This window comes from Paenibacillus sp. FSL K6-0108, assembly GCF_045040695.1.
Lineage (GTDB): Bacteria > Bacillota > Bacilli > Paenibacillales > Paenibacillaceae > Paenibacillus > Paenibacillus pabuli_B.
Map to the genome: position 1 here is coordinate 5,924,260 of NZ_CP150288.1, position 19,026 is coordinate 5,943,285.

Annotated in this window: 13 protein-coding genes and 1 riboswitch; of the genes, 5 read left to right on the forward strand and 8 right to left on the reverse strand. The window is 48.0% G+C overall.

Annotated elements, in window-relative coordinates; translation table 11 throughout:
- Positions 1-71: 71 nt before the first annotated feature.
- Positions 72-2,408 carry a helix-turn-helix domain-containing protein gene (locus MHB49_RS26945; protein WP_405153686.1) on the reverse strand — a complete coding sequence of 779 codons (2,337 nt, stop codon included), beginning with the start codon at positions 2,406-2,408 and terminating at the stop codon, positions 72-74.
- Positions 2,409-2,989: 581 nt separating this feature from the next.
- Here MHB49_RS26945 and MHB49_RS26950 point away from each other — a divergent pair.
- Both MHB49_RS26950 and MHB49_RS26955 read left to right on the forward strand, forming a co-directional pair.
- Positions 2,990-5,002 (forward strand): endonuclease MutS2, encoded by a 2,013-nt coding sequence (locus MHB49_RS26950; protein ID WP_405153687.1) that lies wholly within the window; start codon positions 2,990-2,992, stop codon positions 5,000-5,002.
- Between the two features lie 92 nt (positions 5,003-5,094).
- Positions 5,095-5,340, forward strand: a complete 246-nt coding sequence (locus MHB49_RS26955; RefSeq protein ID WP_405153688.1) for a cysteine-rich CWC family protein — start codon at positions 5,095-5,097, stop codon at positions 5,338-5,340.
- Positions 5,341-5,390: 50 nt separating this feature from the next.
- Here MHB49_RS26955 and MHB49_RS26960 read toward each other — a convergent pair whose 3' ends face one another.
- The 5 genes from MHB49_RS26960 to gcvH all read right to left on the reverse strand — a co-directional run bounded on the left by MHB49_RS26960 (position 5,391) and on the right by gcvH (position 11,496).
- Entirely contained in the window at positions 5,391-6,542 is a 1,152-nt protein-coding gene (locus MHB49_RS26960) for a mannitol-1-phosphate 5-dehydrogenase (protein ID WP_405153689.1), read from the reverse strand.
- Complete coding sequence (locus MHB49_RS26965) at positions 6,539-6,973, reverse strand: PTS sugar transporter subunit IIA (RefSeq protein WP_024633110.1); 435 nt, start codon at positions 6,971-6,973, stop codon at positions 6,539-6,541. The genes MHB49_RS26960 and MHB49_RS26965 overlap by 4 nt, the downstream gene beginning before the upstream one ends.
- Positions 6,970-9,072 carry a BglG family transcription antiterminator gene (locus MHB49_RS26970; protein WP_405153690.1) on the reverse strand — a complete coding sequence of 701 codons (2,103 nt, stop codon included), beginning with the start codon at positions 9,070-9,072 and terminating at the stop codon, positions 6,970-6,972. Before MHB49_RS26970 ends, MHB49_RS26965 begins: the two co-directional genes overlap by 4 nt.
- Positions 9,072-10,538, reverse strand: coding sequence for a PTS mannitol transporter subunit IICB (locus MHB49_RS26975; protein ID WP_110001958.1), 1,467 nt, complete (start codon positions 10,536-10,538; stop codon positions 9,072-9,074). The genes MHB49_RS26970 and MHB49_RS26975 overlap by 1 nt, the downstream gene beginning before the upstream one ends.
- 568 nt (positions 10,539-11,106) lie before the next feature.
- Positions 11,107-11,496, reverse strand: coding sequence for a glycine cleavage system protein GcvH (gene gcvH / locus MHB49_RS26980; RefSeq protein ID WP_024633107.1), 390 nt, complete (start codon positions 11,494-11,496; stop codon positions 11,107-11,109).
- Positions 11,497-11,842: 346 nt separating this feature from the next.
- Positions 11,843-11,964: riboswitch (glycine riboswitch) on the forward strand.
- Positions 11,965-12,265: 301 nt separating this feature from the next.
- Here gcvH and gcvT point away from each other — a divergent pair.
- From gcvT to gcvPB, 3 genes are all read left to right on the forward strand, one after another.
- On the forward strand, positions 12,266-13,402 hold the full coding sequence (gene gcvT, locus MHB49_RS26985; RefSeq protein ID WP_405153691.1) for a glycine cleavage system aminomethyltransferase GcvT: 1,137 nt from the start codon (positions 12,266-12,268) through the stop codon (positions 13,400-13,402).
- Complete coding sequence (gene gcvPA, locus MHB49_RS26990; RefSeq protein WP_405153692.1) at positions 13,399-14,754, forward strand: aminomethyl-transferring glycine dehydrogenase subunit GcvPA; 1,356 nt, start codon at positions 13,399-13,401, stop codon at positions 14,752-14,754. The genes gcvT and gcvPA overlap by 4 nt, the downstream gene beginning before the upstream one ends.
- A gap of 95 nt (positions 14,755-14,849) precedes the next feature.
- A complete protein-coding gene (gene gcvPB, locus MHB49_RS26995) occupies positions 14,850-16,337 on the forward strand; it encodes an aminomethyl-transferring glycine dehydrogenase subunit GcvPB (RefSeq protein WP_405157250.1) in 1,488 nt (495 codons plus the stop codon).
- Positions 16,338-17,005: 668 nt separating this feature from the next.
- On the opposite strand, the gene ptsP is transcribed toward gcvPB, so the two are convergent.
- Both ptsP and MHB49_RS27005 read right to left on the reverse strand, forming a co-directional pair.
- On the reverse strand, positions 17,006-18,718 hold the full coding sequence (gene ptsP, locus MHB49_RS27000; protein ID WP_247899040.1) for a phosphoenolpyruvate--protein phosphotransferase: 1,713 nt from the start codon (positions 18,716-18,718) through the stop codon (positions 17,006-17,008).
- Positions 18,711-18,986 carry an HPr family phosphocarrier protein gene (locus MHB49_RS27005; RefSeq protein ID WP_036617010.1) on the reverse strand — a complete coding sequence of 92 codons (276 nt, stop codon included), beginning with the start codon at positions 18,984-18,986 and terminating at the stop codon, positions 18,711-18,713. Before MHB49_RS27005 ends, ptsP begins: the two co-directional genes overlap by 8 nt.
- Between the last annotated feature and the right edge of the window lie 40 nt (positions 18,987-19,026).

A 19,026-nucleotide genomic window follows, 5' to 3' on the forward strand; every position in this document is an offset into this window, starting at 1 on the left:
CAATCACAGAATAAAGACTGACTCTGAAACAAAGAAAAACCTGCCTGCCATGGCAGGCAGAGCAGGTTGCTTTATCGCTGCTGCTCCCGGTATTTTCCGGGGGTGGTTCCAGTAATTTTACGAAACGTACGGATAAAAGCAGTAGGGTTCGTATAATTGAGTTTCTCGGCAATCTCCGATATTTTCAGGTTGGTCGTCTGCAGCCAGGTTTTCGCTTTTTCCATCCGGTATTCGGCGAGGTATTCCGTAAAGTTCACACCAGCCTCTTTCTTGAACACACGGCTCAGATAGACGGGATGAAAATTCAGTTCTTCTGCACAAGCTTCCAGCGACAATTCACGATCATATCGCTCCTCGATCAGCCGAATCATGCGCCGGGCAATATTCAAATATTGAGACTCTTCCTGTTCGCGCCAGAATTGAATCACAGGTTGAAATAAACATTTGCGGTACCAGGTCGTCATTTCATCCAATGTGGACAACTTGAGCAGTCGAGCCATGGAGGCCTTTTCGCCCAATACTTCCGCCACATTTCCACCCTGCTCCTGCACAAGCTGATACACACGGGACAACAGTTGAACCATGATAACGGGGTATTCGCTGAAGTGCAGCTTCTTGTCCGCAAGCAAACCGAGGTATTTCTTAAAGTACTCATCGGTTTTCTCTTCGTCTCCTTGCTTGAGCGCAGAAGCCAACTGGTCTTCAATCATTCTGAGCTGTGTATATAATGCTGCCTCTGTCTGTCCGCGCGGCTGAATATCTTCATAATGCAAAATAATCCGGCTGCCCAAACTTACCCTGCCTTGCAGCGCCTCACGACTCTCCTGGTAAGCTCTTGGTGAATCACCTATAGCAGTGTAGGAGCGACTAACACCGATACTCACAGGCAAATTCAGGTAGGTCACAACCCGTTCTCGGATCAATTCAGCTTGGGTGTGCATCCATTCTTTGAGCTGTACTTCATCATCCAACACAGATGCCAATATCGTAACTTGGGCGTCATCAATCATGACAGGTGCAAACCGAATCTCAGAGGGCAGCAGCTCACCGACCATATTGTTTAACGCGAACAGCAGGAGATCCCGGTCCTGCTCTTCATATCTTGTCCCTTCAAGGGTATCAATCTGAAGTGTAAGTACCCCAAGTCTGGACCATGAGGTTGGAAAATCGTATAACTGACCCTGATACCTGAAGTCATCTTCCGATATTTTGCCTGTAAGCAGTTTGGTCATAAAAAATTCCTGCAAATGAACATGCTGTCCCTTCATCTGCTCGCGCATCGTTTTCTCCGAGCTGAATAAGGTGGATAATCGCTCTTCAATGTATATAAATTCATCCTGACGGCGTCCCGACGGAGCCAATGGAGAATCCAACCCTTTTGTAAACTGCAGAAGTCTGGAAATGGGAGAATACATCTTGCGACTACCATAAAAGGCTACTAGTCCCGTCAAACATAACATGACCAGTGTAGCCACACCTGTAACCAATGCAATTTTCTGAGACTGGGCGGTTATCTGACTCAGCGATACAACGGAAACATACAACCAGCCATTAAGTGGGGACTGCCTGTAGCTAACCGCCACCTGGCTTCCTTCCACCTCTGCGCTGAAGAAACCCTCCGACTGTCCCGTCGTTTGTACCTTTTCGTGGATTTCCTGATTCAGCGTGTTGTATTTTCCGTCTTGTTCTGTATCGTTGAGAAAATATTTCTGCTCCCGATCAAGAACGTACATATCCCCTGAATTCGGATTTCGGCTTAGAAATGTACTTAGCTCTGTATCGGCGATGTCTATAACCAGAAATCCCTTGGGTTTCACATTCGTTGGTATCATCGGTATCTTGAATACCATACTGACCACATTGTCGGATGAAATAAGGGTAGGTGCAGGTTCTTGTGCCGCTTCACCGACTCCGGCCGATACCGGTGTACTCTCTTTGGATGAACTCACATTTTGCGTCACCCAGAACAGGCTGTTGGTATATTTCAAATAGGAGCCAATCCGGTCCCGAATGCTGAAATCATCCAATTTCCCAAAGGATCGCATCGATACAACCCAGTCTTCATCCAGATTCACGAGATAGGCCTGGTCAATATTTGTAACCGATTGCAAATTATTAAATCCGGAAGTCAGATCACGAATTTCCTGAAATTCGCTGCTGTCCAGCGGTTTTTTCATCGCTTGTAATACCAGTGGAGAATTCACATATTGGATGGACGATAATTGCAGGCTGCGCAATACTTGCTCTACCCGCATTTGGGTCTGATGCAGAATCTGCAAATTACTCTCCCGCACCTTCTGTTCAATGTCACGTGAAGCAATCGAATAGGAGACCGAACCAATAACAATGACTGGAAGGGCTCCGAGAATCATCGTAAAACAGAGCAAACGCAGCAGGTATTTAGGCAAAAAGAGCATCCTCCTTTGTGCATTTTGCGTGATTTGGACGAGAACGATTTCGGAATCACTTCCCGAACTAATGCAAAACGTATGTATAATATCGCTTTCATTGGATTAATTTACTATTGTTATTTTAAAACCCATTGTTATTCAAGTCCACTATTTATTCTTGAAGGTTGACTTTAAGGCAATTTACAGTTTATATTGGTTTCATATTCCTCAATCAAAGGAGAGATTTTGATGTCGGTGAGCGTTCTTAACTAACAAGTTTCATATTCAGGAGTTTGGTCTTCAATTCACTTGTGCCTTGCGGCATACGTGTATTTCTTGATGCGCCATTACCCTGTACTTAGTTAAGAACAGCGGATATCATAAATCGCCTCCGGGATTGTACGTGTCCGGGTCTATTTCCGCGCTGTGTTCAGCGTGGATTTTTTTGTATAGACCTATAATGGACCCTGCTTTCCCGTACGTTAAGGGCGGAGAATGACGTTTGTTCATTCTCCGCCCTTTTTGCGTTTTCCGGGAATATGTTCCATGTTCCATCGCTTTAACCGAAATTCCATTTTATATCCAAGGAGAGATCATGCATGAATGAAAAAACGTTAACCAGTCTGGGTTATCCCCAAATTCAAAAAAACGTTGCCGCCTGTGCCCTATCCTATTTGGGCAAACGTTACGCAAGAGACATGAAGCCAATGGTGGACGCTTCTCTGATTAAAATGCGGCTGGAAGAGACCGCTGAAGCGGCTGCTTTGATTCGTAACGGCGCCAGTGTGCCTATTCCATCACTCGATGGCATGGAGACCATTATGGATCTGCTGGGTACCGGTTATTTATTTACGGAACGTGATTTCAGCCATCTTGCCCAGTTTCTGCGCAGCTGCGCACAGCTGATGAAATACATGGAGGGCAAATCCGAAGTGGCCCCCACAGTTAGTCGCTACGCTTCATCCATGATATGGATGGAATCCCTGCTGAGCGAGATTGAACGCTGTATCCATAGTGGACGCATTCAGGATCAGGCGAGCAAAGAGCTGATACGTATTCGTAAAAAAATGACGGTCAATGAGGAACGCATGAAGCGCAAGCTGGATTCGCTAATAAGCAAACACCGCTCCATCATGCAGGAAAATGTGATTAGTCAGCGTGGCGGAAGAACCGTGCTGCCCATCAAGAAAGAATTCCGTAAACACGTTAAGGGCAGTGTCCTGGATGAATCGGGAAGTGGCCAAACCGTATATATTGAGCCTGCTGAATTAGTAGGTCTGCAAATGGAGCTGGCTTCACTGCAAGCCGAGGAATCACGGGAGGAGATGAAAATTCTCGGTGACTTAACCTCTCTTGCAGAGTCTTATAATCGAGAAATCTCACTAAACACGGAAACGGTAGGAATTCTGGATTTCCTGTTCGCCAAAGCGAAATATGCGGCGACCATGGACGGACGGACTGTACGTGTCAATGCCAATGGACGGGTTCGGCTTCATCATGCCCGCCATCCGTTTATGGGTGCATCCATGGTTCCGCTTGATTTTGCAATTGGTCAGACGTACTCCTCACTAATCATTACAGGGCCGAATACGGGTGGCAAAACGGTTGCACTCAAAACATTGGGTCTGCTCACCTTAATGATGCAATCCGGTCTGCTTGTGCCTGTCGCTGAAGAGGGTGAGATGGCCGTTTATCATGAAATAGCTGTCGATATTGGCGATGGACAGAGCCTGGAGCAAGCACTCAGTACCTTTTCTGCACATATTCGCAACATGATTGGCATCCTGGAGCAAGCCGATTCATCGACGCTTGTGCTTATTGATGAGATGGCGTCAGGTACTGACCCCGGTGAGGGGGTCGGACTCTCGATCGCTATGCTGGAGGAGCTGCACAGCCGCGGCGCTACCGTTGTCGCCACAACCCATTTTGGTGAAATCAAACATTTTGCAGCAGCCACGCCCGGCTTTGAGAATGCACGAATGGAATTTGATACGGTCTCTCTTCAGCCACTCTATCGATTGCGGATTGGAGAAGCCGGGGAAAGTTATGCCTATTCCATTGCACTGAAATTGGGAATGCCACAGCGTATTATTGAGCGCTCCAAGCTCATATCAGACCAGGGTGTCCCGCAAAGTGTCTCTTCCATCTCCTCTCCATTCGTGCCTAATGTAAGTTCAACGTCATCGCAAACAAACAGCACGGTTGAACAAGAAAAATGGAACGAAACAAGGAACATGACGAAACCTGTCAGTCCGTCCGTACAGACTGGAACGAAAAAGCAATCTGCTGATCGGCCTGAAACATTAGAACCCGCTGCCCCTGTTAAAGCATTCCGAAAAGGGGATCGCGTCTATGCAGCTTATCTGAATCAGTCAGGGATCGTCTGTGATGTGGAGGACAGTCGCGGAAATATCGGAGTCATGCTGCGTGGACGCAAAGTCAAAATTCACAAGAAACGCCTGACTTTGCATATTTCTGCACAGGAACTTTATCCGGGCGACGACTATGACCTCGACATCGTGCTGGAGACCAAAGAGAACCGCAAGAAACGCAAACTGATGAGTCGCAAGCATGTGGAAGGATTGAAGATTGAATTGCCCCCTGAAGAATAACCTGAGGATTGATATAATGGATTGAGTTGCTATACTTGAATAAACCTGTCGATCGTTCGTGGTTAGAAATTTATCGGGGAAGGAAGACTCGTATGTCTGTTGAGCAGGATATAAAGAAGGTCACTCCAGAAGTTCTTGTATGTCCTTTGTGCGGCGAGGCCAATGGCTGCTCTTATGCCGCTGGCCGACCTCATTCAGAATGCTGGTGCAACCAGGCTGTGTTCCCGGAGGTATTTGACCCCATTCCGGCAGAACAGCGCAGGAAGTCCTGCATCTGCGAGGCTTGTCTGGATATGTACAAAAAGAAGGCAGAGCAAAATAAAGAGCCCCACAGTTAATCCTGTGAGGCTCTTCCTCTGTAGATATCACGTTATATTAAATGAAAACGTTACTTCTGTATTTGTTGGTAATGCGCTACAGCCTGCTTCAGTACAGGATGACTCTCGTCCATCCCCGTATACTGGCTGAGTGCTGCTTCAATTCCTTTTTGCTGGATCGTAGTCTGAAGTTCCACCGCTTCCGGGTCTTCCGAAATGTTAAACTTGCAGGCAGCGGCCATTCCCATCGCCAGATATGTTGTCTCCGTTCCATACTCGTAAGCCTGGAGAGCCGGGCGAACCAGACGGTCATTCGGGGACAATTTCCGCAGCGGAGAACGTCCTACACGAGTTACTTCATCCGTCAGATGCGGGTTAACGAAGCGTTCCAATATTTTGGCAATGTACAGCTGGTGGTCATCCGCATTGAATCCAAAGCGCTTCACCAAAACTGCACCAGTTTCCTGCAAGGCCCCATATACGATGGATTTGACTTTTTCATCGGCAATAGCCTTCTGAATCGTATCAAACCCGTTCACATATCCAATATAAGCGGCAATACAGTGTCCGGTGTTTACGGTAAACAGCTTGCGTTCGATATAAGGCTCCAGATCATCCACATACATTACACCCTCAACCGGTTTGAATGCAGGAGCCGTTTGTGAACGGTCAACAACCCATTCGTAGAACGGCTCTACCTGTACATGCAATGGATCTTCATGATGCTGAATCGGCACAATCCGGTCTACGGCAGAATCCGGGAAATACACGTACTGATCCGCAAGCAGGCGAGTGCGCTCATCCAGCAGACCATATACATGTTCTTTCAGCTGAGTACTGGCTCCAATTGCATTTTCACAGGCAATAATGTGAAGGGGCTGGAAGACATCACCCGTTCCCAGTCTGGACGTAAGTCCTTTGGCAATACCGGGAGCAATATGTTTCAGAATGTTTACACCCACTGCAGTTGTGATCAGTTCAGCTTCTGCAACGTTCTGGGCAACGGTATCCAGGTTGGTGCCATCAATTGCACTCACACCGGTAACTGTCTCCAGGTCCTTGGCCTCGTTAGCCAGTTCAACCGTGTACTCTCCACGCTGCTCCAGAGCCGTAACCAGCTCTTGGTTAACGTCCGAGAAAACGACATTGTAGCCTGCACGGGACAGAATCAACCCGATAAAGCCACGTCCAATATTGCCTGCTCCAAAGTGAAGGGCCTTCATAGTTCCATTTCACTTTCCAAAATAGTGATGACTTCTTCAGCGGTTTGAGCATGACGCAAAGCTTCCATGTTCTCTTCCTCTGCGCAGATGACTGCAATGCTGGTCAGAATCTCCATATGCTCTCCACCCTGAGCGGCGATACCAATTACCATATACGCTTTCTCTTCCCCAAAATCAACACCTTGCGGGAACTGAATAACCGATATGCCTGTGGACAAAATGAATGATTTGGATTCCTTCGTGCCGTGTGGAATCGCTAGTCCATTGCCGACATACGTGGAGACAATCTCTTCACGCTCCAGCATTTTGTCAATGTATTCAGCGGTGATATGTCCCGCGTCTTTCAAAATCTGACCTGCCATACGAATGGCTTCGTATTTGTCCTGAGCCGTTGCATTCATGATGACTTTATCTTTAGTTAACACACTCATGTTTGTATACCTCCAATTTCGGTTTTGCTGCGGTAAAATCCCGCGAGCTCTTGGGATAAGTAATGAATAAGATTATCCCGATTTCCTTTTTCAAGTAATATAACCATTTCTTCCTGCAATAATAGCGCACTGATCTCACTTAGTACTTCCAAGCTTTCCTTCGATAATCGTCTGGGTCCAAGCATCAAGAGCACATGGCTGACGCCCGCAGGGTCTTCCGGCGTACGCAGAAGCGGCTTTGTCAATTGGAACAGCGTGATTGAAGGACTGTAGATGCCATCACTGCGTGTATGAAACAGCGCGAGGGAAGTACCGGGAATTTTCTGGCTTCCCACCGCTTCACGCTCCTCCAGCAGCCTGGCAATCTCTTCTGGATTATTCAACACACCGGATTGATGCAAAACGCTGCACATGGCATAGGCCGTTTCAAAAAATCCGATATCCTGATTATCCAGTGGATACACCTGAAACTTGCCAATAATCTGCACGATTTCAATAAGGGTGGCTTCCAGTCCAACAGGATCGGAAATCCGTGCAGTTGCCTTTGAATCTTCAGATGGGGGACTATGTTCCCGCTGAAGCGTCGTTGTCCTGATGAAGTGCCTTAAACGTTCACTTTCTTCTGCCGTCAGCAGTGGACTCACCTTGTAATATTGATGTTTATCCATTGGCAGATCGACAGTAGAGAGAACCAGATCATATTCCGTCTTCGGTATACGTGCGGCCTCATACCATGACACGTTGTCCACGATCCGGATTTCGGGAATTTCCTTGGACAGACGGCTCGATAACATCCGTGATGATCCGATCCCGCTCGTACAGACAACGACAGCCCTGATTTCACGTTTTAGCGTTCGCAGCCGTTCGATGGAAGCACCGAAATGCATCACCAAAAATCCGATCTCTTCATCAGGCACATCCGTATTTGGCCAAGCCTCTCGTACCGCCGACTTTACATCCTCAAACAATGATTCATAGTCCTTACGGATCTGCTGAAGCAGCGGATTACGGATGATCTGCCGCCCATCCATTCGTTCCAGCACCGGCTCCATATGGGCAATCAGACCTTCACGAAGCAGACGATCCTCATGGAACGAAAAATGGGTTTTCTCCTGCATCTGATCGGTGAGGGAACGAACCATATCCAGTAAGACCAGATCGTCTACGGGCAGCAGACGCGAGGAATGTATCGATTGCTCAATTTCAATCAACAGCCTGTGAAAATAGGCCTGCTCCTCGCTCACAAACTCCAATCCGAGCTGGGCGGATAGAACACCGCACAAACGGGAAGCCAAATATTCCGGCACTTTCCGCTCGTCTTGCAGAGGCATTACAACGTCTTTTTTGTCCTGTTGAGTGCTCCGACCTATGCCAAAGCCTTTGCGAATCCGCACAACGGCTACAGACAATTGGATCAACAGCTTCATGTATTGACGCTCGGGTATATTTTCCAACCACTCAATATCCGGCTGCCATAACGCGTTCTCGACCGTAAGTACATCCTCATGTCCTATCATTTCCAGAAGCTTGCTGCTTACTTTGGAAACGCCCTGCTCCGCTTGTCTACCGAACAAATCGGATTCATCCAGATATTCAAGAGCAAGCGCGGAAATAGCCATGCGATAAGCCAACTCACTTCCATTGATCTTGACCCCATATCCACGCCTACGAACCAACTTCAAGCCCGCCAGCTGAATGCGCGGCTCCAGATCGTCCAGATCATTGCTTGCTGTCGACACGGTTACCTTCAGATCTGAGGCCAGCGCAAGCAGCTTCACAGGCTCGGCTTCATCCAGCAAAATACAAAGCATGAAGAGTTTACGCTCTTCGGGCGTAAACTCCACATATTCGTTAAGCTCAAGTTGTTGGCGCAATACGGCCAAATCATCGGAACCGGGATCAATTCGAACCCCGGTTCCCGATTTTTTTTCCAATCTCATACCAAGGGGCTCAAGCCATTGTTCAATCATCTGCAACTCCCGATGCACGGTACGAGTGCTTACTTTGACCGCAACAGCTATATCGCCAGCAGTTACCTCATGCGGATGCTCCAGTAGGAACTCCACGATCTCACGCTGTCTCCTTGTAATATTACTCATCAGGAGTCGGATTTGAGGCGCTCCACCAGTGCCTCATATTCAGGACTCTTCAGGAAGTTATCGATGGAAATATGCTCTGCATTTGGAGCCACGGATTTGGCCCGGTCAGTCAATGTTTTCTGTGTGATGACGATGTCGGCATCTTGTGGAATCTCACTAATCGCCGTATTGGTTACAGCAACATCCACACCGGCTGCCTTCATTTTCTTGCGCAGAATGGAGGCCCCCATGGCACTCGAACCCATCCCTGCATCACAGGAGAATACAATTTTATTGATATCCGTTTTTACTGCCGAAGAAGCAATATCAGCTGCACGGTCAGCTTCACGATTGTCTTTATCAACGGTGAGGTTGCCCGTTTTGCCCTGATTTTTCATATCCTTCATGCGGTTGGACGCACTGTCCAGATCTTCGTTGTCCTTCTGTTTACCTGTTTTGAGCAGTATGGATGCTACGAGGAACGAGATGATTGCAGCTACGGCTACCCCTGCAAACATGCCAAGATATCCACCCTTAGGTGTTAACAACGAGTAGGCAATGATACTTCCCGGTGACGGTGCCGATACCAAACCAGCTCCAGTCAGCATGAAGGTCAATGTACCCGCTACACCACCAGCCATCGCAGCCAGAATCAGTATCGGTCTCATCAGAATGTAAGGGAAATAAATCTCGTGAATCCCGCCAAAGAAATGGATGATTACAGCACCTGGAGCGGAAGACTTGGCTGATCCGCGACCGAAGAAGCAGTATGCCAGCAAAATGCCGAGTCCAGGTCCTGGATTGGATTCAAGCATAAATAATACAGATTGACCCAGTTCTCTTGCTTGTTCCGTACCAATTGGCGTCAAAATCCCATGGTTGATGGCATTGTTCAGGAATAATACTTTTCCTGGCTCAATGATCAAATTGACCAGCGGGAGAAGTCCAGCATTCATCAAAGCTTCTACCCCGGCCGATAACACCTTGCTAATTGCTTCAACGAAAGGCCCGATGCCTTTAAGGGCTAGTAGGGCCAAAATCCCGCCAATAATACCAGCGGAGAAGTTGTTAACGAGCATCTCAAACCCTGATTTGATTTTGCCTTCGACTGCCTTGTCAAATTGCTTAATGATCCAGGCTGCCAATGGTCCGGCAATCATGGCACCAAGGAACATTGGAATGTCACTGCCGACAATAACCCCGATGGTCATAATTGCACCGACTACACCACCACGTTGGCCGTGCACCATGGTACCGCCTGTGTAACCGATAAGCAAAGGCAGCAAATATTTGATCATTGGATCAACCAGCATTGCAAAATCTGCGTTAGGGAACCATCCTTTTGGAATGAACAATGCCGTAATTAAACCCCAGGCGATAAATGCACCCATGTTCGGCATAACCATACCACTCAGGAAACGTCCAAACTTCTGAACGCCGACCCGTATTCCTCCACTTTTTTCGGACTTTGCGCCCACTGAACTCATACTGAAAACCTCCTCAACATATTAAACCTTGATTCCACTGAATTTTGACAACAATGATCCAGACGAACAAAGGTACAAATCAGAAATAAATCTTGATTTCACAAACATATCGTAAATGAAAACGGTATCTTCTACAACGAAATGAAAACCTACTTCCGTCATGAACGTTGATGACAAGATTTAAATTTAAAGGATTGTTCCATATTTAAACCTGTAAATGGATCGAAACCTTTTATTCCCTTTCATGTATCATACCCACGAATTGCCTCATTTTAATGACAAATGAAATTGTAAATTTATTCTATTTAAACGAGCCATCTCTATTCAATTTCGAAATGATATTGGAACACGTTAGAGTGATACACACTCCATCCAATTCATCATTTAACAACGAAAAAAAACGCAATCACCTCACCCTGTCCCAGGTGAGGCCATTGCGCCCAAGTATTCTCCGAATAAGCAGTATCACCATCCGGATCTATAAACAATCATTTCATTTTTTTCACGCTAAACGGACTTTTACATCAAGCTATAGCTCTCGATCCAACCGGTGAATTATACCTTCATATTATTCCGTATGTTTACGATACGCATCCGCATTCATCAATGTGGATAGTGCTGCTGTCAGGTCGCCCTCAACACGAATCTCGATCATCCAGCCTTCCTCATATGGAGAGTTGTTAACCAGCTCCGGTGAATCCTGCAATGCCTCATTTACAGCCACAATGGTTCCACTTACAGGAGAAAACAAATCTGAAACGGTTTTGACGGATTCAATCGTTCCAATGCTGTCTTCTGCCTTTACATCCGATTCAAGGTCAGGCAATTCCACAAACACAATGTCACCCAGCTGATGCTGCGCGAACTCGGTAATGCCAATACGTACGGTATCCTCCCCTACGGTCTGCACCCATTCGTGCTCTTCACTGTACAGGAAATCACTTTTCAATTCGCTCATCGATATCCGCCTCGCTTTTCATTAATGAGTGCATGCGCTTCTTTGACCTTAACCTTTTTCCCAGAACATAGCGTATGATATTTCCCAATCAAATGTCAAGATACCTCACAAATTATTTGATTTTCTTTCTTATATGCCTGTAACTCAAATGAACACTCCCTACATATAATGGTGAATATTAGAAAAGTAAGCGCACTCTTTATAAATAGACGAACGTTATAAATTAAATTTAGAATATTATTCGGATTTTTATTAATTTCTATGATATCGTTCTTGACATCATTAGTCGATTCAGGCTTTAATGAGAGTAGTAAATGTGTTTAATTGGTCTATGCAATACCCGCGGATGAATGTAAAGGGAGAGATTACCCTTGACACCGACTCAGGGTGTACATGCGGTAACGCCGAAGGAGTAAACCACCGACAAGCGGAGGTGAATCTCTCAGGCAAAAGGACTTTTACGGGACGCAACTCTGGAGAGCATCTATTCGCCCGGTGTGGGCGTTATGATCACCCAAGGGGAAACCTGCTGCATCAGGCGGCGGGGTAACTCTCAGGTACCAAGGACAGAGCCTAAGAATACAGCGTGCTTCTGGCATGCCGATTCTTTGGCCTGTCCTTTTCCTTTTTCCCAAAAAAACGAAAACAGGTTATAGAGCGGCGCTGCCTATCGCGTCCTTACCTTACTTTTATATTAAAAGTTGATGCCCGTTTCATTGATCCATGGTTATACACTCGGCCGGTTGACGGCCCATGACGAGGTGATTGGATGTCCGATTTGCTTAGAACCCCACTCTTTCCACTCTATCAGCAATATGAAGGCGTACGATGCATTGATTTTGGTGGCTGGGAGCTCCCGGTACAATTCAGCGGAATTCAGAAAGAGCATGAAGCGGTGCGAGAACGTGCCGGATTATTTGATGTATCCCACATGGGCGAATTCACCGTACAAGGTGAACACGCAGAAGCTTTTTTACAGCACATGACCACCAATGATGTAACAACACTCGTTCCCGGTCAGGCTCAATACACGTTAATGTGTTATCCGGATGGCGGCGTGGTCGATGATCTGTTGATTTATAAACTGAAAGATCAGCATTATATGCTGGTGGTTAACGCCTCCAACATCGACAAGGACTGGGCATGGCTGCAGCAGCACATGACGCCAGGCGTAACGATGACCAATGATTCGGATCAAACGGCGCTGCTTGCGCTGCAAGGTCCGCTGGCAGTGGATATTCTCAGAACGGTGACAGACACCGATGTGTCATCGATTGAGCCTTTCCGCTTTGTGGCAAATGCGACGGTCTGTGGCGTTACATTGCTGTTATCCCGCACCGGATATACGGGTGAAGATGGTTTCGAGCTCTACGTTTCTGCGGAACAGGCCGCTGCGGTGTGGAACGGATTGATGCAAGCCGGAGAAGGTCACGGACTCGTTCCGGCAGGACTGGGTGCCCGGGATACGCTGCGCTTTGAAGCCAAGCTGCCCCTGTATGGACAGGAATTGTCTGCAACCATCTCACCGCTGGAGGCTGGCGTTGGCATGTTCGTGAAGCTGAATGCCGGACCGTTTATCGGACATGAAGCCCTGTTGCAGCAAAAAAATGATGGGCCTGCCCGCAAGCTGGTCGGCATCGAAGTGCTGGAGCGCGGCATTCCCCGCCCCCATTATCCAATTTACGCCGATGGCATGCAGATTGGTGAAGTGACCACAGGAACCCAATCACCTACGTTGAAACGTAATCTGGGGCTGGCCTTGATTGACAGCAAATATGCTGCACTGGGTACCCCGCTGGAGATTGAAATTCGTGGCAAGAAACTGAAAACCGAGGTTGTGAAGACCCCTTTTCATAAACGGATACGTGCGCCAAAGACATCTACTCAAGGAGCTGATCAAGCATGAGCAAGCATCGCTACATCCCCATGACCGAGCAGGATCAGAGTGCCATGCTGGCAACCATCGGCGTGGAAACGATTGAGGACCTGTTCCATGACATTCCACAGGAGATTCGCTATCAGGGTGAACTGCCTGTTTCCTCCAAACTCGATGAATATGCACTGACACGTCATATGTCGAAGCAAGCGGGAGCGAATGCCAACTTCGAGACACACGCCAGTTTCCTGGGTGCAGGCATTTATGATCACCACGTTCCTTCCGTCATTAATCATGTCATCTCCCGTTCCGAGTTCTACACCGCCTATACACCTTATCAACCCGAGATCAGCCAAGGAGAATTGCAGGCGATTTTCGAGTTTCAATCCTACATCTGTGAGTTGACAGGCATGGCTGTAGCCAATGCCAGCATGTACGATGGTGCAACTGCATTTGCGGAAGCAGGCAATCTGGCCGCAGCGGCAACCCGCCGCAAACAGCTGATTGTGTCACGTACCGTGCACCCTGAGTCCCGTCAGGTATTGCAAGCTTACGCACACGGCCTCAATCTGGAGATTGTTGAGATTGGATATCAAAATGGTGTAACCGACTGGGATGCCCTGCAAGCTGCCGTGTCCGATGACACCGCAGCCGTCATGATCCAGAGTCCGAACTTCTTCGGCGCCGTGGAAAATGTAAAACAGGCCGCAGATCTTGCGCATGCGCACAAGAGCCTGCTCGTGGTCAGCGCCAACCCGCTATCGCTGGGTCTGCTGGAAGCCCCAGGCAAGCTGGGTGCTGACATCGTCGTTGGCGACGCACAGCCCCTTGGCATCGCCGCTTCACTCGGCGGCCCAACATGCGGATACTTCGCCGTATCCCAGGCTCATATGCGCCGAATTCCTGGCCGAATTGTAGGCCAGACAACGGACCGCAACGGCAAGCGTGGTTTTGTACTCACGTTGCAAGCACGTGAACAGCATATCCGCCGGGAAAAGGCGACGTCCAACATCTGTTCCAACCAGGCGTTACTCGCGCTAAGCGCCTCTGTCTATATGTCTATTATGGGTAAACAAGGCATGATCGACGTCGCTGATTTGAATTTGCAAAAGAGCCATTATGCCCTTAACACACTTACCGCAATTCCAGGCGTCGCTCTTACGTTTACCGCACCGACGTTCAATGAGTTTGTTATCCAACTGCCTGAAGGAACAAATGTGGAGACACTGCAGCTGAAATTGCTCGATGAAGGTTTCATTGGCGGGTATGAACTTGGACGTGATTATCCCGAGCTCGCCGGACATATGCTGATTGCGGTTACGGAACGACGAAGCAAGGAAGAGATCGACGAATTCGCACGTGTATTGGAGGGATCGCTGTGACTCAGGAAACGACAACAAAAACAACAACGACGACATCAGCACAAGGACAATCGGAAACGGTAACCTCTATCTCCACATCGGGCCAACCTGAAACCATCACAACAGTTACTAACCAGGCTGCCTCTCCAGCACCGGAGCAATCGTTGATTTTTGAACTCAGCAGTCCGGGTCGGGTCGCTTATTCCTTGCCTGAATGCGATGTTCCCCATCAAGCTGTGGATTCACTAATTCCCCGGGAAATGCTTCGGTCGGAAGCAGCAGCATTGCCTGAGGTTTTTGAAGTTGACGTCATTCGCCATTACACTGCCCTGTCTCGTCGTAATTTCGGGGTAGATAACGGATTCTATCCACTGGGCTCTTGTACGATGAAATATAATCCGAAGATTAATGAGGATGTGGCCCGTTACAACGGGTTTGCCAAAATTCATCCATATCAGCATGAATCCAGCATTCAAGGTGCACTTGAACTGCTCTACACGTTGCAAAATGACCTTGCAGGACTAACCGGTATGGACGCCGTTACACTGCAACCGGCCGCTGGTGCACATGGCGAATGGACCGGGCTTATGATGATTCGTGCCTACCACGAAAGTCGTGGCGAACAGCGTACGAAAGTCATCGTACCGGACTCTTCTCACGGGACCAATCCGGCAAGTGCAACCGTAGCAGGTTTCGAAACGGTAACGATCCCTTCCCGCGCAGACGGGCTGGTGGATCTGGACGCACTTCGCGCAGCTGTTGGTTCGGACACCGCAGCGCTCATGCTGACTAACCCGAACACACTCGGACTTTTTGAAAAAGACATTCAGGAGATTGCCTCCATTGTGCACCAGGCAGGTGGCTTGCTGTACTACGATGGAGCCAACTCCAATGCCATTATGGGCATCACCCGGCCTGGCGATATGGGCTTTGACGTGGTGCATCTGAACTTGCATAAAACGATGAGTACTCCGCACGGCGGAGGTGGACCTGGTGCCGGCCCGGTTGGCGTGAAGAGCCGCTTGATTCCGTTTCTGCCTAAACCGATGGTCATCAAAAATGATGAGGGCAAATATGCGTTGGATCGCGAAGGCGATCAATCCATTGGCCGGGTCAAAGCGTACTATGGCAACTTTGGTATACTGGTCCGCGCCTATGCCTACATCCGTACCTACGGACCTGAAGGTTTGCGCCGGGTATCTGAATGTGCGGTGCTCAACGCCAACTACATGATGGCTCGTCTCGCACCTTACTACGAGATTCCATATCCTGGCGTGTGCAAACATGAATTTGTAATGTCTGGACGGGGATTGAAACAGTACGGTGTACGCACACTGGATGTTGCCAAACGATTGCTTGATTTTGGATATCACCCGCCAACCGTGTACTTCCCGCTGAACGTTGAAGAGTGCATCATGATCGAGCCGACAGAAACCGAGAGCAAAGAAACCCTTGATGGGTTCATCGATACGATGATTCGCATTGCCAAGGAAGCAGAAGAGACACCTGAACTGGTACTCAATGCCCCTTATGGCACACCAGTTACCCGTCTGGATGAAACCAACGCCGCCCGCAAACCTGTACTGAACTGCGCTTGCAGTTAATTAAATCATTGTTATCGCGAAAGCTCTTGCTGATGTTTCAATCAGCAAGAGCTTTCGCGTTGCCTTCCCTTTTACTGATGCCACTGTTGCTGCTCAACATCATCCTGTTAGAGCATGTCTCAAACGCAGGCAAGCTATGCTCCGATGTATACCAGCGTCCTGGTCTGGAAGCCCAGAGTTTCGTATGCCTGTGACGGATAGTACCGAGCCAGAAGATATTCTAACGAATCCAGGATGTCTTATTTGACCTCCAAGCCCACTTTTTTAATTCTTAGGAACATCAGACACGTTATTTCTCTAAATCTCCTCACAAAAATGCTAAGAATGGCTGTATATTCCGACATAGCGTGTCTCAGGTTCTTTAGATTTCTGCGGGTGCTTCAAATCCCGGAATAAGATGTCTCAGATTCCTTAGCAGCACTGAGCGCTCTGGCAATTCAGAATACAACGCGCTTGTCTGCCTTAGCCACGTTCAAGCGCCCTTCAGTTCTCAGACCGAGGTTTGAAGAAGGTTTGATTACACACTAGAGTCCGAATCACAATGTCCTGTTTATAACAAAAAAAGCCGATACCCACAATGAATCGCGGATACCGGCAAAATCGCTACATCAATGCAGCTTATTATCGGAAAAAGAAAAACCTCAAATCCGGAGGAAACCCCGGCAAAATTACGCTTGAATACTTTGAACCAATTCAACAACTTGTTCAGCCGTTTGCATATCCAGAGCTTTTGCAGCCAGTTCCTGCATGTCCGCACGGGACAGCTTGGTGATCTGACTACGAGCTGGCAGAATGGAGGTTGCGCTCATACTGAACTCATCCAATCCGAGACCGAGCAGCAATGGAATTGCTGTTGCGTCTCCAGCCATCTCTCCGCACATGCCAGCCCACTTCCCTTCACGATGCGCTGCATCGATTACCATCTTAACCAAACGCAAAATGGCAGGGTTGTAAGGTTGGTACAGATAGGAGACACGCTCATTCATACGGTCAGCAGCCATGGTGTATTGAATCAGATCGTTCGTTCCGATACTGAAGAAATCAACTTCTTTGGCGAATTGATCCGCAAGAACTGCAGTCGAAGGAATTTCGACCATGATGCCCAGTTGGATGCTGTCTGATACCGCAATACCTTCAGCTACCAGTTTTTCCTTCTCTTCGAGCAGGACTGCCTTCGCTTCACGGAATTCGCCCAGTGTTGCGATCATTGGGAACATGACACGCAGGTTACCATGTACGCTTGCACGCAACAAGGCACGCAATTGTGTACGGAAAATATCCTGACGGTCCAGGCACAGACGAATTGCGCGGAAGCCGAGGAATGGATTCATTTCTTTTGGCAGATCCAGATATGGAAGCTCTTTGTCTCCACCGATGTCGAGTGTACGAACTACAACAGGTTTGCCCTCCATTTTTTCCAGTACCGCTTTGTAAGCATTGTACTGAATGTCTTCGGAAGGGAGCTTGTCTCTGCCCATGTACAGGAATTCGGTACGGTACAGACCTACAGCCTCGCCGCCGTTCTCCAGAACACCAGTTACATCATTCGGTGTACCGATGTTGGCTGCAAGTTCAACATGAACGTTGTCCACTGTTACGGTTGGTTCGTCACGCAGTTTTCTCCACTCGGCACGTTGTGCATCATACTGCTCCTGTTTGGAACGATACTCCGCAATGACCTCATCCGTTGGATTAACCAAAACATGACCATCCAGACCGTCAACGATAATCATATCGCCTTGTTTCGCTTGAGCCAGAATGTCCTTGGTTCCAACGACAGCCGGGATTTCAAGCGAACGAGCCATAATCGCGGAGTGAGAAGTACGTCCACCAATATTCGTTGCAAAACCTTTAACATATTGACGGTTCAGTTGAGCCGTGTCGGAAGGCGTTAGATCCTCCGCAAGCACGATCACTTCTTCACTGATCTCAGCCGGACTCATGAATTCGATACCAAGCAAGTGATTCAGCACACGTTTGGTTACATCACGCATATCTGCAGCACGTTCCTGCAGGTAAGCACTCTTCATGTTTTCAAACATTTCGATAAATTGCGTTGCTGTTTCGTTCAATGCGAATTCCGCATTAACCTTATCATCTGCAATTTTCGCTTTAACCGGATCAATCAGTTCCGGGTCATTCAGAATGAGCAAATGCGAAGCAAAAATCTCAGCTTTTTTCTCGCCAAGCTCTTGTAAAGTACGCTCTTTGATCGCCTCAAGCTCAGCCTGGGACTTGCCCAGTGCCGAGTCGAGTTTCGCGATCTCTGCGTCAACGTCGTTGATTTCGCGTTTTTCTACAGAGTAGTTGGGATGCTCCAAGATAAACGCCTTGGCGATAGCAATACCCGCCGAAGCCGCGATCCCGGAAACATTAAGCATTAATTTCGCCCAGCCCTTCGTTAACCATAACGTCTGTCAGAGCTTGAAGAGCTTCAGCTTCTCCTTCGCCTTCAACGATGATGCTGATGGTGTCGCCTTGTTCCAGACCAAGGGAAAGTACGCCCAGGATGGATTTCAATGTTACTTTTTTACCGTTAGCTTCTGCAAAAGATTCTGCACCTTTGAATTTGTTTGCTGTATTAACCAGGGCTGTCGCCGGACGTGCGTGGATACCATCTTCGTCTGTAATTCTGAATGTTTGTTGCATTACAATCATCTCACTTTCAATAATTTAGTTTAGGCATTGC

What these genes read in the sequence shown, in the direction of transcription:
- MHB49_RS26975 (WP_110001958.1), bottom strand. Translation starts at nt 10,538, where the DNA reads ATGAGTTCAGTGGGCGCAAAGTCCGAAAAAAGTGGAGGAATACGGGTC.
- MHB49_RS26960 (WP_405153689.1), bottom strand. Translation starts at nt 6,542, where the DNA reads ATGAAGGCCCTTCACTTTGGAGCAGGCAATATTGGACGTGGCTTTATC.
- gcvH (WP_024633107.1), bottom strand. Translation starts at nt 11,496, where the DNA reads ATGAGCGAATTGAAAAGTGATTTCCTGTACAGTGAAGAGCACGAATGG.
- gcvT (WP_405153691.1), top strand. Translation starts at nt 12,266, where the DNA reads ATGTCCGATTTGCTTAGAACCCCACTCTTTCCACTCTATCAGCAATAT.
- MHB49_RS26955 (WP_405153688.1), top strand. Translation starts at nt 5,095, where the DNA reads ATGTCTGTTGAGCAGGATATAAAGAAGGTCACTCCAGAAGTTCTTGTA.
- MHB49_RS26950 (WP_405153687.1), top strand. Translation starts at nt 2,990, where the DNA reads ATGAATGAAAAAACGTTAACCAGTCTGGGTTATCCCCAAATTCAAAAA.
- MHB49_RS26965 (WP_024633110.1), bottom strand. Translation starts at nt 6,973, where the DNA reads ATGAGTGTGTTAACTAAAGATAAAGTCATCATGAATGCAACGGCTCAG.
- MHB49_RS26970 (WP_405153690.1), bottom strand. Translation starts at nt 9,072, where the DNA reads ATGAGTAATATTACAAGGAGACAGCGTGAGATCGTGGAGTTCCTACTG.
- gcvPA (WP_405153692.1), top strand. Translation starts at nt 13,399, where the DNA reads ATGAGCAAGCATCGCTACATCCCCATGACCGAGCAGGATCAGAGTGCC.
- ptsP (WP_247899040.1), bottom strand. Translation starts at nt 18,718, where the DNA reads ATGCTTAATGTTTCCGGGATCGCGGCTTCGGCGGGTATTGCTATCGCC.
- MHB49_RS27005 (WP_036617010.1), bottom strand. Translation starts at nt 18,986, where the DNA reads ATGCAACAAACATTCAGAATTACAGACGAAGATGGTATCCACGCACGT.